The following is a 15,451-nucleotide window of genomic DNA, read 5'->3' as shown; positions in this document are numbered from 1 at the left end:
CACTCTTCCCCTACCCGCCGCTGTTCCTATCTCCGGTCGGGTTCCGGGGCGAGACTGATCTTTGGTTTCGGTTCCGGTGCGTATCCCACGCCCCCCGGGCGCCGCCGTCGATGGAGGGGGCCGCCGGGGTGGCGAAGGTCGCGTTACGGGTCCTCGGCGCTCGGGGCGGGAGGACTCAGCGGTGGGCGCGGGAGCGGTGCCGGGCCTCAGCGCCTGGCGCGGAAGACCGGGGTCTCAGCGCCTGGCGCGCAAGGACGAGGTGTCAGCGCGCGGCGCGGAAGACCGAAGCGTCAGCGCTTGGCGCGGGAGGCGGCGCGACCGCGCTCCTTCTGGTCGAGGACGACCTTGCGGATGCGGATCGCCTCCGGGGTGACCTCGACGCACTCGTCGTCGCGGCAGAACTCCAGCGACTGCTCCAGGGAGAGCTTGCGCGGCGGCACGATCGACTCGGCGACATCGGCCGTGGACGACCGCATGTTGGTGAGCTTCTTCTCCTTGGTGATGTTGACGTCCATGTCGTCGGCGCGCGAGTTCTCGCCGACGATCATGCCCTCGTACACCTCGGTGCCCGGCTCGGTGAAGAGCACGCCGCGCTCCTGGAGGTTCGTCATCGCGAAGGCGGTGACGGCACCGGCGCGGTCGGCGACCAGCGAACCGTTGTTACGGGTCTTCAGCTCGCCGAACCACGGCTCGTGGCCCTCGTGGATGGAGTGCGCGATGCCCGTACCGCGGGTGTTCGTCAGGAACTCCGTCCGGAAGCCGATCAGGCCGCGGGACGGGACGACGAACTCCATGCGGACCCAGCCGGAGCCGTGGTTGGACATGTTGTCCATCCGGCCCTTGCGGGTGCCCATGAGCTGCGTGACCGCGCCCATGTGCTCCTCGGGGACGTCGATGGTGATGCGCTCGACCGGCTCGTGGACCTTGCCGTCGATCTCCTTGGTGACCACCTGCGGCTTGCCGATGGTCAGCTCGAAGCCTTCCCGGCGCATGGTCTCGACGAGGATGGCGAGGGCCAGCTCGCCGCGGCCCTGCACCTCCCAGGCGTCGGGGCGCTCGGTCTCCAGGACGCGCAGCGAGACGTTACCGATCAGCTCGCGGTCCAGACGGTCCTTGACCTGGCGGGCGGTGACCTTGCGGTCCTTGACCGCGGCCTTGGCGTCCGCGCCCTTGCCGGTGCCGCCGCGGCCGACCAGCGGGGAGGTGTTCGTGCCGATGGTCATGGAGATCGCGGGCTCGTCCACCGTGATCAGCGGCAGGGCGACCGGGTTCTCCGGGTCGGCCAGCGTCTCGCCGATCATGATGTCGGGGATACCGGCGACGGCGCAGATGTCGCCGGGGCCGGCGACCTCGGCCGGCTTGCGGGTCAGGGCCTCGGTCATCATCAGCTCGCTGATGCGGACGTTGGCGATGGTGCCATCACGCTTGATCCAGGCGACGGTCTGGCCCTTGCGCAGCTCGCCCTGCTCGACGCGGAGGAGGGCGATACGGCCGAGGAAGTTGTCCGCGTCCAGGTTGGTGACGTGCGCCTGGAGGGGGGCGGCCTCGTCGTACTGGGGGGCCGGGACGTGCTCCAGCAGCGTGGAGAAGAACGGCTCCAGGTTGTCGCTGTCGGCCGGGACGGTGCCGTCCTGCGGCTTGGTCAGCGAGGCGACGCCGTCACGGGCGCAGGCGTAGACGATCGGGAACTCGATCTGGTCCTCGTCCGCGTCCAGGTCCAGGAACAGGTCGTAGGTCTCGTTGACGACCTCGTCGATCCGGGAGTCCGGGCGGTCGGTCTTGTTGATGCACAGGATGACCGGCATCTTGGCGGCCAGCGCCTTGCGCAGCACGAACCGGGTCTGCGGCAGCGGGCCCTCGGAGGCGTCGACCAGCAGCACGACCGCGTCGACCATCGACAGGCCGCGCTCGACCTCGCCACCGAAGTCGGCGTGGCCGGGGGTGTCGATGATGTTGATGGTGATGGGGTCCCCGCCGTCCTTGGGGTGGTACTTCACGGCGGTGTTCTTCGCGAGAATGGTGATGCCCTTCTCGCGCTCCAGGTCGTTGGAGTCCATCACGCGGTCGTCCACCTGCTGGTGGGCGGCGAACGCACCGGCCTGCTTGAGCATGGCGTCGACGAGGGTCGTCTTGCCGTGGTCGACGTGGGCGACGATGGCGACGTTACGAATGTCGTGGCGCGTGGGCATACTTGCGGCGCTTCTCCCGGAATCGTGGATGGCTGCGCGTACGGTCCGGCACGCGCGCCCGCCGGGCATGAGGACGCCACGGCCTCACCCCATGGTACGGGGAGATGACGCCAGCAGCCGCCGCAGGCCGATGACATGTGGGTTGACCTGGGGTTTCGTGGAGGAGACGGATGGGGGTAGACGGTGTCTACGGGCGGTCTGCGCACGCCTTGACGTCGTCCGCGTATACCTCGGCATCGGCGGATGGGCACCACCCCGGCAGAATCAAGCCCGTCCAGTGACCGAAGGTCATCGGTGGACAGCGTCTACGCGCGGCCTGCGGACCCCTCAGCGCTATCCGCGCACACCTCTGCGTCAGCAGATGGCACTGGCCCGGCAAAACCAAGCCTGTCCGGCGATTGAGGACAACGCCCCCGGCGTTCACCGGCACCATGCCCCCTTCCGGCGCCGCACGAGCCGAGGACACGGGTAGACGGTGCCTACATGGGTCCACAGGCACCTCGACCGGATAGACAGTGCCTACGCGGTCCGCGGACCCCTCAGCGCCATCCGTACACACCTCTGCGTCAGCAGACGGACACTGGCCCGGCAAAACCAAGCCCGTCCGGCGATTGAGGACAACGCCCCCGGCGTTCACCGGCACCATGCCCCCTTCCGGCGCCGCACGAGCCGAGGACACGGGTAGACGGTGCCTACATGGGTCCACAGGCACCTCGACCGGATAGACAGTGCCTACGCGGTCCGCGGACCCCTCAGCGCCATCCGTGCACACCTCTGCGTCAGCAGACGGACACTGGCCCGGCAAAACCAAGCCCGTCCGGCGATTGAGGACAACGCCCCCGGCGTTCACCGGCACCCAAAAATCACCCGCCACCGATCCCACCAACCGTAGACACCGTCTACTTCCGATACCCCATGTCCTGATAGCGCGGCGTCGCAAGACCAAAGGCACCGGCGTTGACGAGGCTGCGGCGCGCCGCGAACAGCTCGGGCCGCTGATAGAGCGGCACGGACCCGGCCGCCGCCCAGATACGCGCATCCGCACGCCGGACCAGTTCACGGGCCGTGTCCTCGTCCAGCTCCGACGCCGCCTGGCTGAAGAGCTGGTCGATGTGATCGGTCCCGACACGCGTGTAGTTCTGCTCGACGGTCAGCGAGCCGTCCGGAGCGGGCTGCGGCTTGGCATAGATCGGGCGGGCGTCGGTGGCGGGGTAGGCCGTGCCGGGCCAGGTGTAGAGGGCCAGGTCGTAGTCACCGGCGGCGATGTGATCGTCGAAGTAGCTCGACCCGGGCACCTTCTGGACGACGGTCCGCACGCCGATCTGCGCCAGCATCGCCGAGATGCGATCCCCCACCGCCCGCAGCGGTGCCGCGTCCGGCCCATCGGGGAGCACGAACCGGAGGGTCAGCGGCTTGCCGTTCTTCCTGACGGCGAGGGGACGGGCGCGGTGCTCGGCGTGGTCGCGATCGGCGGCGGAGCGCGGGGTGGAACCGGCGTGCTTGGCTCCGGCGGCGCGCTCGGCCGCGACATGCTCGGCCGCGGCACGGTGGCCCCCGGCCTGCCCCGCGCGATCGCTCGCGTCGTGAGCCGGCTCGGCCACGGCGGGGCCCCGCGCCGCCTCGATGCGCTGGGCGGCGTGCAGGGCGCGGGCCGCCCGCTTCTCGTAACGGAGGTACCGGGCGTACTCGGCCGAGTCGGTGTACCCGTAGGCCAGCTCCTCCTGCTCCCGCGCCGCCTCCTGGTACAGGGCGGCACTCTGCCGCAGCAGCGCGGCGCGCTGGGCGTCGGCGGCACCGGTGCCGGCCGTGAGCAGCGGGCTGCCCGGGCCACCCGCGCGGCGGGGCTTGTCGCCGCCGGCCGCCGCGTCCGGGTGCCCGGCCGCCGGTGAGCCGGACGCCTCACGGCCGGGTCGGCCAGGGCGGCCGGGCCGTCCGGTGCCGTCCGGCCCGGTGACCACCGCGTTCCAGCCGGCGTCGGCCAGCAGCCCCCGCGCGGCCACCGTGTCCGGCTTGCCGAGCGCGCCGCTGTGGTCCTCGTAACCCATCTGCCCCGCCATCATCAGGTGGCTGCCGAGCGGCTGCGCGGGAAGGCCGAGCGGCTTGAGGAGCGCCGCGGCCAGGGCCTCCCGGTCGATGGTGCGGGCCACCGCCCGGCGCACCCGGTCGTCCGCGAGCGGGCCGCCGGCGCCGTTGATGGCGAGCTGGGTGTAGGCGGGTTCGAGGGCCTTGCGCACGGTGTAACCGCGGAACGCCTTCCGCCGCGCCTCACGGGCGGCGAGCCTGGCCCGTTCCTTGGCCGAGAGGCGGACGGGGGCAGCCTCGCCCCCGGCACCGGCGCCGGGTGCCGCCTTGCCCTCGGCACCGGCGCGCGGGGAGCCGGAGGCACCGTTCGGATCGGCGCCCGGCGCGGCACCGTCCTCGTACGCGTCCGGCGAGGCTCCACGGGAAGACGACGCCCCCTGAGAGGCACCGGACGCTCGCACCCCCGTGGCCCCGACCGGCGACGCACCACCACCCCCCGGCGGCCCCCCGACGCTCGGGGAGCCCCCCGGCGATGCCGACGCCCCACCACTGGGCAGCACCGGCCGGCGCGCGGCATCGATCTCGCGGGCGAGCTCGGGGTCCACAGGCGCGAGGTCCACCGTCCCGGCCAGCAGCGCCGCCGCCCGCTTCTTCGGGGCCAGCGGGCGCAGCACGAGTTCGTCGAGCTTGGCCGGGGCGCCCCACCACTTCGGGTCGCGGACCAGCGTGATCGTTCCGTCCCGGCCGGCCGCGCGGTCGCGGAGGGCGAAGGGTCCGGCCGTCACCTTCAGGTGGCGGCGGGCGTCCTGGTTGAAGGCGTCGGCGGCGCCCATGACGTCCTTCGGGTACAGCGGGGTGAACAGGGAGCGCCAGTCGGCGTGGGGGCGGGCGAAGGTGACCTTGACCTCGCGGGCGTGCTCGCCGCGTTCGACGCGGGCGATCCGGTCGTAGCCGGCGTTGCGCGCGGTCCAGTAGGCGTTGTCCTTGCCGCGCAGGGCCTGCCACTGGGCGCGGAAGTCCTCCAGGCCGATCGGCCGTCCGTCGCTCCACCGCGCCTTCGGGTTGATCTTGTAGGTGACGACCTGCCGGGGCTCGCGGGCGGTGAGGTCGGCGGCTTCGAGGTAGTCGGCGTTGCGCTGCGGGCGGCCCCGGGCGTCGAGGGTGAACAGGGCGGGCAGGACGGCGCCGGCGATCCGGGCGGTCTGGGCGTCGGCGTCGGCCTGGAAGGCGTTGAGGGTGGCGGGCCCGGCGTCCACGGCCCAGCGCAGGATGCCGCCGTGGCGGACCTGGCCGCGGGGCGCCGCGGCGATGTCCTGGGAGACGGGCCCGGCCGCTTCCGCGTCGTCCCCGGAACCGCAGCCGGCCAGGACGGGCAGCGGGAGCAGCACCCCCGCGGCGAGGAGCGCGGCGCACCGGCGTTTGCGGCGGGCCGGGTTGCCAGTGCCGACATGGTGGGTCATGCCTGTTCCCTCCGGGTCGCCCGTGCCGCCGGGGCGGTCCGGCGGCACCTGCGGCCGAACGGACCGGCCCTCGGAACCGGCGGTCACGTTCGGCCGACTTTGCGGCTCATCACATCTATGGCCCCCACTGAAGGCGACGCCCCGGCACCGCGCCCCGCGACACGTCGGCCGCCTCCCGCAAGGCCACCCTCCCGGCCCAACGAGCGGTGCCCCGCCCGCGTACGGACGCCCTGGCGTGCGCCTCCGGCGCGGACGGGCGGACGCCGCGGCGCGCCGGAAGCGGATCGTCCCCGGGGCGGCGCCGGGGACGCGAGGCCGGAAACGCACCGATCCGGTTCCGCAATCACAGCGGGTCCCCTTCCCAACCGCGACTGTGACGCGCGACACTCGCTGGCGCACGCGATTGCCGACCGCACCCTCGGAAGTGAGGGCACGTCATGTCACTGCACGATGAACTGACTACTGCGCAGCGTCATCTGGACGAACTCGTCCGGTCCGTGGACCGGGTGGCCCAGCGGTTCGACGGCGGGCTGCACATACGGCGGGTGCGCAGCGACATGGATCACCTGCGCGAGGACCTGGCGCTGCTCCGGGAGGCCGCCGCCGGCGCGCCACGGGGACGGTCCGGCGATCCCGCGTCCCGCCTGGCGTCCGCCCCGGGCGCCGGCGCCCCGGCCTCCTCCGGCCCCGGGCCGGAGATGGTGACGATCCCGGACACGCCGTACGACGCGTCCCTGTGGGTCGACGCGGAGGACGAGGGGCTCGGCGCGCGGGACCGCCGCGCGCCGTAGCGCACCCGGCGCCACCGGGTGCGTGCGCGCCCGGTGGTGCCCCGGCGCGCCCCTCCCCCGTCCTTCGGACAGCCGTCTACGGAGACCGACGTTGGCCACTGGCACCCAACCCCAACCCCAACCGCATACCGGCGCGAACGGCGTGCACAGCGCCTCGCGCGCCGCCATCCCCGCCCACCACCTGCGCACCGACCGGTGGTGGCTGGCACCCGCCGCCACCGCCGCCGGACTGCTCGCGTTCGTCGTGTACTCGACGTGGCGGGCGTTCGCGAACGCGGACTACTACGCCGCGCCCTACGTGTCGCCGTTCTACTCGCCCTGCCTGGCCGAGAACTGCCACACGATGCGCGGCGGCCCCAACTGGGAGATCTTCGGAAGCTGGTGGGGCCTGTCCCCCGCGCTGCTCATCCTGATCTTCCCGCTGGGCTTCCGGCTCACCTGTTACTACTACCGCAAGGCGTACTACCGGGGGTTCTGGGCCTCGCCCCCCGGGTGCGCGGTCGCCGAGCCGCACAAGAAGTACACCGGCGAGACGCGGTTCCCCCTGATCCTCCAGAACATCCACCGGTACTTCTTCTACTTCGCGGTCCTGGTGGCGATGGTCCTCACCTACGACACCGCGCTCTCCTTCCGGGACGAGCGCTACGAGTGGGGCCACATGGGGCTCGGCAGCCTCGTCTTCCTCGTCAACATCGTCCTCATCTGGGCGTACACGATCTCCTGCCACTCCTGCCGGCACATCGTGGGCGGCCGGCTGCGGCACTTCTCCAAGCACCCGGTGCGCTACCGCCTGTGGGGCTGGGTCGGCAAGCTCAACGCCCGGCACATGCTCCTGGCGTGGGCCTCGCTGATCAGCGTGGCGCTGGCCGACTTCTACGTGTTCCTCCTGGCCACCGGGGCCTTCGACGATCCGAGGTTCTTCTGATGACGCAGGTCGAGCGGCAGGACTGGGACGTGGTCGTGGTCGGCGCCGGCGGCGCCGGGCTGCGTGCCGCCATCGAGGCCCGCGAACAGGGCATGCGGACGGCCGTGATCTGCAAATCCCTGTTCGGCAAGGCCCACACCGTGATGGCCGAGGGCGGCATCGCCGCCAGCATGGGCAACGTCAACGAGGGCGACAACTGGAAGGTCCACTTCCGGGACACCCTGCGCGGCGGCAAGTTCCTCAACCACTGGCGGATGGCCGAGCTGCACGCCCGCGAGGCCCCGGACCGGGTGTGGGAGCTGGAGACCTGGGGCGCGCTGTTCGACCGCACCCCGGACGGCCGGATCTCGCAGCGCAACTTCGGCGGCCACGAGTACCCGCGCCTGGCGCACGTCGGGGACCGCACCGGCCTGGAGCTGATCCGCACCCTCCAGCAGAAGATCGTCTCGCTCCAGCAGGAGGACGAGCGCGAGCTCGGTTCGTACGAGGCGCGGCTGAAGGTCTTCCAGGAGTGCACCGTCACCCGCGTCCTCAAGGACGGCGACCGGGTGTCGGGCACCTTCTGCTACGAGCGCGAGTCCGGCCGCTTCTTCGTCCTCCAGGCGCCCGCCGTGGTGCTGGCGACCGGCGGCATCGGCAAGTCCTTCAAGGTCACCTCGAACAGCTGGGAGTACACCGGGGACGGCCACGCGCTGGCGCTGCTGGCCGGGGCGCCGCTGGTGAACATGGAGTTCGTGCAGTTCCACCCCACGGGGATGGTCTGGCCGCCGTCCGTGAAGGGCATCCTCGTCACCGAGTCGGTGCGGGGCGACGGCGGGGTGCTGCGCAACAGCGAGGGCAAGCGCTTCATGTTCGACTACATCCCGGACGTCTTCAAGGAGAAGTACGCCCAGTCCCCCGAGGAGAGCGACGGCTGGTACGAGGACCCGGACCGGCACCGCCGCCCGCCCGAGCTGCTGCCCCGCGACGAGGTCGCCCGCGCCATCAACGCCGAGGTCAAGGCGGGCCGCGGCTCCCCGCACGGCGGCGTCTTCCTGGACGTCTCCACCCGTATGCCCGCCGAAGTGATCAAAAGGCGGCTGCCGTCCATGCACCACCAGTTCAAGGAACTGGCGGACGTGGACATCACCGCCGAGCCCATGGAGGTCGGCCCGACCTGCCACTACGTGATGGGCGGCGTGGACGTGGACCCGGACACCGCCGCCGCGAGCGGCGTACCCGGGCTGTTCGCCGCGGGCGAGGTGGCGGGCGGCATGCACGGCTCCAACCGGCTGGGCGGCAACTCGCTGTCCGACCTGCTGGTCTTCGGGCGCCGCGCCGGTCTGTACGCCGCGGAGTACGCCCGTGGCGTCGCCGAACGGCCCACCGCCGACCCCGCGCAGATCGAGGCGGCCGAGGCGGAGGCCCTGCGCCCCTTCAGCGCCGAGACCGCCGACGCCCGGCACACCGCGGGCCCCGCCGAGAACCCGTACACCCTCCATCAGGAACTCCAGCAGGCGATGAACGACCTCGTCGGCATCATCCGCAAGCAGAACGAGATGGAGGAGGCGCTCAACCGGCTCGCGAACCTGCGGGGGCGCGCCCGGCGCGCCGGCGTGGAGGGCCACCGGCAGTACAACCCCGGCTGGCACCTCGCCCTGGACCTGCGGAACATGCTGCTGGTCAGCGAGTGCGTGGCGCGCGCCGCCCTGGAGCGCAAGGAGAGCCGCGGCGGCCACACCCGCGACGACCACCCCGAGATGGACCGCGCGTGGCGCCGGGTGAACCTGCTGTGCCACCTGGCCGACCAGGAGGACGACCTGGCGGCGCGGGACCCGGAGCTCGGCCAGGTCCGGCTGAGCCGCCGCGAGACCCCGCCGATCCGGCCCGACCTGCTGGACCTGTTCGAGCGGGACGAGCTGGCGAAGTACCTGACGGACGAGGAGCTGAGCTGAGCCGGTGAGCGCGCGATCCGACGCCTACAAGGCGCACTTCCGAGTATGGCGGGGCGACGCGGACGGGGGTGACCTCCAGGACTTCCGCGTCGAGGTGAACGAGGGCGAGGTCGTGCTCGACATCGTCCACCGCCTCCAGGCCACCCAGGCCCCCGACCTGGCCGTCCGCTGGAACTGCAAGGCCGGCAAATGCGGCTCGTGCAGCGCGGAGATCAACGGCCGGCCGCGGCTGCTCTGTATGACCCGCATGTCGGTCTTCGAGCGGGACGAGACGGTCACGATCACACCGATGCGGACGTTCCCGGTCGTCCGCGATCTGGTGACGGACGTGTCGTTCAACTACACCAAGGCCCGCGAGATCCCCGCGTTCGTCCCGCCCGCCGACCTGAAGGCGGGCGAGTACCGGATGCAGCAGGAGGACGTGGGGCGCTCACAGGAATTCCGCAAATGCATCGAGTGCTTCCTGTGCCAGAACACCTGCCACGTCGTCCGCGACCACGAGGAGAACAAACCCGCCTTCGCCGGCCCCCGCTACCTCATGCGCATCGCCGAACTCGACATGCACCCCCTGGACGCCGCCGCCACCACCGGCATCGACCGCCAACGCACCGCCCAGGACGACCACGGCCTCGGCTACTGCAACATCACCAAGTGCTGCACCGAGGTCTGCCCCGAACACATCCGGATCACCGACAACGCCCTGATCCCCATGAAGGAGCGGGTCGCGGACCGCAAGTACGACCCACTGGTGTGGCTGGGGAACAAGATCAGGCGCAGGGGGCAGTAATTCCAGCCCGTCCGGCATTTGAGGACGATCTGTAACCGGCAGACCAGACCGCATGCACCGGGAACGCCGGAGGCAAGCCCGCCCAATCAAGCCCGTCCGGCGCTTGAGGACAGGCAGTGACCGAGGCCCCGCCACCTTCAGCCGAGGGAACAGGCGGGGCCCGGCAATTCCAGCCCGTCCGGCGTTTGAGGACAATCGGTAACCGGTGGCCCGGACCACATTCAGCCGGACTGCCGGGGCCGCTTCCGCAATCTCCAGCCCGTCCGGCGCTTGAGGACAACGCCCCCGGCGTTCACCGGCACCCAATAACACCCCCACCGAACAGCCCCCCAACGCCCGGCGCGGGCAGAGGCACAGGCGGGCGCCCGAAACCGGGCACAGGCACAGGCGAGGCTGCGGCCCAAACGCGAGGCCCGGGCCGCGGCCCCGAACAAAGCCCCCTCAGAACAGACTCAGCAACGCCTCCGCCGGATCGCCAACAGACGCCTCCCCATCCGGCAGATTCAACTCGAACCACACCGTCTTCCCGCGGGGCGTCCTCCGCGTCCCCCACCCCGCACTCAGCAGCCCGACGAGCTGCAGCCCGCGCCCGCCCTCGTCCGTGTCCCGCGCCCGCCGCCGCCGCGGCTGTGCCAGGTCCGCGTCCCACACCTCGCACACCAGCGTCCGATCCAGCAGCAGCCGCAGCCGGATCTCACCCCGCCCGTGCCGCAGGGCGTTCGTCACCAACTCGCTGACCAGCAGTTCCGTGGTGTCGGCCAGGACGTCCAGGTCCCATTCGGCGAGCTGGTCACGGGCCAGTTCCCGGGCGCGGGCGACGGAGCGGGGCTCGGGGGCGAGGTTCCAGTCGCCCACCGCGTCCTTGGGGAGTCCGCGCACCCGCGCCATCAGGAGGGCGATGTCGTCCTCGCCGTGCCGGGTGTCCAGCGCGTTCAGGACGTGGTCGCAGGCCTCCTCCAGCGGGCGCCCGGCCCGGGACAGGGCGGCGCGCAGGGCCCCCAGCCCCTCGTCCAGCGGGTGCTCGCGGGACTCCACCAGGCCGTCCGTGTAGAGGGCCAGCAGCGCCCCGTCCGGCAGCTCGACGACGCTCTCCTCGAAGGGCTCCCCGCCGACCCCGAGTGGCAGGCCGGGCGGCACGTCCAGCAGCCGGGCCGGTTCGCCGTCCTCGACCAGGACGGGCGGCAGGTGGCCGGCGTTGGCGAAGGTGCACCGCCGGGTGACCGGGTCGTAGACGGCGTATACGCACGTGGCGAGGTACACCTCGGAGAGGTCGGCGCCCGCGTGGGGCGCGTCGGCGGCCGGGCGCCGGGGTGTGCGCCCCGGCGTGCGCGCTCCCTCGCCGGACGCGCCGAGCCCCCGCGCGACCTCGTCCAGCGCGGACAGCACCTCGGCGGGCTCCATGTCCAGCAGCGCCAGCGTCCGTACGGCCGTCCGCAGCTCCCCCATGGCGACCGCCGCCCGCAGCCCGCGTCCCATCACGTCGCCGATGACGAGCGCGGTGCGGTGGCCGGGCAGCTCGATGACGTCGAACCAGTCGCCGCCGACCTCGGTGGCGGTGGTGCCGGGCAGGTAGCGGCAGGCGATGTCCAGGCCCGCCGCCTCGGGCGCGACCGGGGGCAGCAGGCTGCGCTGGAGGATCACCGCGCGCTCGTGCTCTCTCCTGTACAGGCGCGCGTTGTCGATGCAGACGGCGGCGCGCGCCGCCAGTTCGACGGCCAGCGCCGTGTCCCGCTCGCCGAACGGCTCGCTGCCCTTCGTCCGGGAGAACTGCGCCAGCCCGACGACGGTGTCCCGGGCGACCATCGGGACGGCGAGCGTGGAGTGCACCAGCGAGCCGCCTTCCGTGTGCTCGGGGCACTCCCGGGCCGGGATGATCTGCGGCTGCCCGGTGCGCAGGGCGCTCGCGCGCGGCGAGTGGAACGGGTAGCGGTGCAGCGCCCCCACGGCCACCGGGTCCGCCGGGTCCCCCAAGGGACACGCGTCGGAGTCGTGCGCGCCGCGGAGGACCGCTCCGGGCACCGCGCCGGACACCGCGCTGGAGAACGCCACCCGGCGGAGCTCGGCGCTGCCGTCGGCCATGCCGGGCGGCGCCTCGTCACCGGCCAGCAGCCCCTGGTAGAGGTCCACCGAGGCGAGGTCGCAGAACTGCGGCACGGCGACGTCCAGGAGGGTGCGGGCGGTCGTCTCCAGGTCGAGGGAGTTGCCGAGCCGGGCGCCGGCCTCGTTGAGGAGGGCGAGATTGCGGCGGGCGTTGGCGGCCTCCCGTTCGGCCCGCCGCCGGCCGGTGACGTCCGAGGCCAGCGCCGCCACGCCGATGGGCCGGCCGCTGCCGCTGTGCAGCCGGTAGAGCGAGACCGACCAGCGGCGGCGCTCCTGCTCGCCGGGGACCGTGCCGAGGAGCTGGAGCTCCGACACCGGGTCGCCGGTGTCCAGGACGCGGCGCAGCGCGGCGGCCATGCGGTCCGCCTCGGGGCCGGGCAGGAAGTCGTGCGGGCCGCCGCCGCGGTAGCGGCTGGCGGGTCCGCCGAAGACGGTCGTGAACCGTTCGTTGACGCGCAGCATCCGCAGGTCCGTGCCGAAGAGGACGAAGCCCAGCGGAGATTGGCCGAAAACGGCCTGCGCCGCCGCGAGGTCGGTCTCGATGCCGCGCAGCGCCCGGACGTCGACCACCAGGCAGAGCGCGGCGGGCTCGCCGCGTTCGGTCTCGGACGGCATGACGTAGATCTCCGCCAGTCCGCTCACGCCGGGCCCCTCGGGATCGCCGACGCTGCGGTAGGGGACGAGGCCGGTCCACTCCCGTCCGTCCAGGATGCGCGAGACCTTGCGGTGCGCGGTGTCCCGCAGCTCACGCGGGACGAACGCCTCCACCGGGTCCTTGCCGACGGCGGCGTCCGCCGGGATGCCCAGCATCTCCTCGGCCCGCCGGCTCCACCGGTCGATGCGCCCGTCCGGGCCGAGCGAGAAGGAGGCGACCCGGATGTAGTCGTAGATCGACCCGGGCGGGCTGCTCTGCCATATCGGCGGACCGTCCGGGAGCGCGCCCGTGCCGCCGCGTCCGTCAGCACCGTCACCGCGACCGGCCGCGCCGGCCGGTTCCGCCTGCGCGCGTTCCACCGCGCCGGATGACTTCTCGCTCACGAGCCCCGTCCCCTCCAGCCCACCGTGCCCGGAACGGCCAGACCGGGTTGTGGCACCTCGGCTTCCGGAACACGGTCTTCACGATCACAGCACAGTCTCGATCGCGGCCGGTCAACGGTATGTCGATGAATTGGCAACGATCAGGACACCCTCACTCCTAACCCGCCGCGGACAGCTCGAACCACACTGTCTTGCCACTCTTCCCACGACGGGTCCCCCAGCGGAGCGCACTGAGCGCCACCAGTTGCAGCCCCCGGCCGCCCTCGTCGTCCGGAGCGGCGGCGCGCTCGCGCGGCGGGTCGGGCAGCGGATCGGACACCTCGACGAGCAGACAGCCCCCGACCAGGCCGACGCGGACGCCGATCGGGCCGCCGGTGTAGCGCAGCGAATTGGTGACCAGCTCGCTGACGAGCAGGACGGTGATGTCCACGACCGGATGCAGCCCCCAGCCGCCGAGCACCTCGCGGACCACGGCGCGCGCCGCGCGGACGGCGTCCGGCCGGGCGGGGAAGCTCCACTCCGCGGCCGGGCCGAGCGTGGAGCCCAGGGGCGGGGCGGCCGTCCCGCACGGGGAGGCGGACGGGTGGTGCGCGGCCTCAGGGGACGGAGTGCGGGGTGTGGTGGGAGAGGCGGTGTCGGGGTGGCCGGGAAGCTGCGGTTCCTGGGGGCGGGGGCGGTCGGGGCGGTCCGGGCGGTCGGCGTCCACGGGCCCGGGCGCGGCGGGGGCGGGGGCGGGGGCGCTGGTGCGGGCGGGGCCGGGAGGGGTGGCGTCGGGAGGGGTGGTGTCCGGGTGGGCCGGATGGGGCTGCTGGGGGTTCGCGGGGTCGGGGCGGCCCGGTTCGGAGTTGCCCGATTCGGGACGGCCGGGTTCGAGGTTGCCCGGATCGGGATCGCCCGGTGCGGGCCGGGGGCGGCGGGGATGGGCGGCGGACGACTCGGGGACTCCTGCCGCTGCGCTGTCGCTCACGCCGATCACTTCCCAGCCCTGATGCACGTCCTCGTCGCGTCTGCCCCCGGCTCGATGTTCCGTACCCGCGGTGAAAGGGGGTGATTGTCGGGGTTAATCAGCACATACCCGGTATTAAGTCCCGGATATCGCCCGCAATGGAGCAACGTGTCACAAACGGCGTATTAGCCCCTCCCCGCGCACCGCCCCCCACGCGCCGCCGCAAGCCCTTCACGCTCCCACGCGCCCCGCTCACGCCCTTTCGGGGAGGCGAGCGGGGGCCGTGTGCGCGGGGTGGGGCGACACGGACACGGAGGAGGGCTTCATGAGGGTCATACCCGGAGTGGAGCGGGGTTGTGCGGGGCTGCGGGGTGGGGCGGTTCCGAGGGGTTGGGCGGTTCCGGCGCTCCCCGCCCCCACCACGCGGCCCCTAAAGGTCCGAAGCCCCCGAAGACACCGAAGGCGCTGAAGACGCTGAAGACACCGAAGGCGCCGAGACCCCGGACGCTGCCTCCAGGCGGCGCATCGCCTCGGCGACCGCCGGGCGGTCCTGGTCCAGCCAGTCCACCTCGTCCCGCCGGTCGGGCGTGAGCCAGCGCAGTTCGTCGTGGTCCTCCAGCGGGGCGGGCTCCCCGGAGATCAGCCGTGCGGTCCACACCCGCAGGACGAGTCCGGGCTTGAGCTCCCACTCGCCCGGGATGCGCTCCAGCGGCTCGGCCTCCACGCCCAGCTCCTCGCGCAGCTCGCGCACCAGCGCCTGCTCGGGCGTCTCGCCCTCCTCGACCTTGCCGCCGGGCAGTTCCCAGCGGCCGGCCAGCGCGGGCGGCGCGCTCCGCCGCGCGGCCAGCAGCCGCCCCCGGTCGCACACCGCTCCACCCACCACCACACGCACTGTTTCCATGCGGGGAAGCCTAGTGACGCGGCAGAACCACCCGCCTCACGGGACGCGCCCTCCTCACGCGGCAGGGCACCCGGCGCCAACGCGGCAGGGCACCCGGCGCGCTCGCGTAGGACGCCGTCCCCGCCGGACGCCCGGCGCACCCCGAGAAACGCGGCCACCGCCCCCGCGCCCCCGACACGTACCCCACCCCGGCGCCGTCCTCGGGCCGTGGGGAGCCCGGCCCGAGGCCGTCCCCGAGGGCCGTCCTCGTCCGCTCGGTGAGGCGCCTCCCAGGGGCCGGGGAGAGGCCACTCCGGGACCGCCTCGGAGGCGCCCCGCCTTCGCCCCGGGACGAGCCCGGCGCCTCCGTCCCGAGGGG

General features: G+C 72.9%; 9 protein-coding genes. 4 read left to right on the top strand and 5 right to left on the bottom strand.

From position 1 onward, the window contains the following. Window positions 1–290: 290 nt before the first annotated feature. Window positions 291–2,189 carry a translational GTPase TypA gene (gene typA, locus ABZX96_RS25440; protein ID WP_355548719.1) on the bottom strand — a complete coding sequence of 633 codons (1,899 nt, stop codon included), beginning with the start codon at window positions 2,187–2,189 and terminating at the stop codon, window positions 291–293. Between the two features lie 899 nt (window positions 2,190–3,088). Further along, the gene (locus ABZX96_RS25435; RefSeq protein ID WP_355548716.1) at window positions 3,089–5,671 is read right to left on the bottom strand and encodes an ABC transporter substrate-binding protein; all 2,583 of its coding nucleotides are present in this window, start codon (window positions 5,669–5,671) and stop codon (window positions 3,089–3,091) included. Between the two features lie 437 nt (window positions 5,672–6,108). Here ABZX96_RS25435 and ABZX96_RS25430 point away from each other — a divergent pair, with 437 nt between their 5' ends. From ABZX96_RS25430 to ABZX96_RS25415, 4 genes are all read left to right on the top strand, one after another. Then, window positions 6,109–6,462 carry a hypothetical protein gene (locus ABZX96_RS25430; RefSeq protein ID WP_355548713.1) on the top strand — a complete coding sequence of 118 codons (354 nt, stop codon included), beginning with the start codon at window positions 6,109–6,111 and terminating at the stop codon, window positions 6,460–6,462. A 91-nt stretch (window positions 6,463–6,553) separates the two neighbouring features. Next, entirely contained in the window at window positions 6,554–7,387 is an 834-nt protein-coding gene (locus ABZX96_RS25425) for a hypothetical protein (RefSeq protein ID WP_355548710.1), read from the top strand. Beyond that, window positions 7,387–9,321, top strand: coding sequence for a fumarate reductase/succinate dehydrogenase flavoprotein subunit (locus tag ABZX96_RS25420; protein WP_355548707.1), 1,935 nt, complete (start codon window positions 7,387–7,389; stop codon window positions 9,319–9,321). Before ABZX96_RS25425 ends, ABZX96_RS25420 begins: the two co-directional genes overlap by 1 nt. Before the next feature lie 4 nt (window positions 9,322–9,325). Continuing rightward, window positions 9,326–10,108, top strand: a complete 783-nt coding sequence (locus ABZX96_RS25415; protein WP_355548704.1) for a succinate dehydrogenase/fumarate reductase iron-sulfur subunit — start codon at window positions 9,326–9,328, stop codon at window positions 10,106–10,108. A 441-nt stretch (window positions 10,109–10,549) separates the two neighbouring features. Here ABZX96_RS25415 and ABZX96_RS25410 read toward each other — a convergent pair whose 3' ends face one another. From ABZX96_RS25410 to ABZX96_RS25400, 3 genes are all read right to left on the bottom strand, one after another. Then, window positions 10,550–13,126 (bottom strand): SpoIIE family protein phosphatase, encoded by a 2,577-nt coding sequence (locus ABZX96_RS25410; protein WP_355548728.1) that lies wholly within the window; start codon window positions 13,124–13,126, stop codon window positions 10,550–10,552. Window positions 13,127–13,403: 277 nt separating this feature from the next. After that, entirely contained in the window at window positions 13,404–13,793 is a 390-nt protein-coding gene (locus tag ABZX96_RS25405; RefSeq protein WP_355548725.1) for an ATP-binding protein, read from the bottom strand. A gap of 829 nt (window positions 13,794–14,622) precedes the next feature. Continuing rightward, a complete protein-coding gene (locus tag ABZX96_RS25400) occupies window positions 14,623–15,093 on the bottom strand; it encodes a (deoxy)nucleoside triphosphate pyrophosphohydrolase (protein WP_355548701.1) in 471 nt (156 codons plus the stop codon). Window positions 15,094–15,451 lie beyond the last annotated feature (358 nt).

This window comes from Streptomyces sp. NPDC003077 (assembly GCF_040611095.1).
GTDB lineage: Bacteria > Actinomycetota > Actinomycetes > Streptomycetales > Streptomycetaceae > Streptomyces.
Note: the sequence above shows the minus strand (reverse complement) of the source record. Positions and strands in the feature narration are given on the sequence as shown.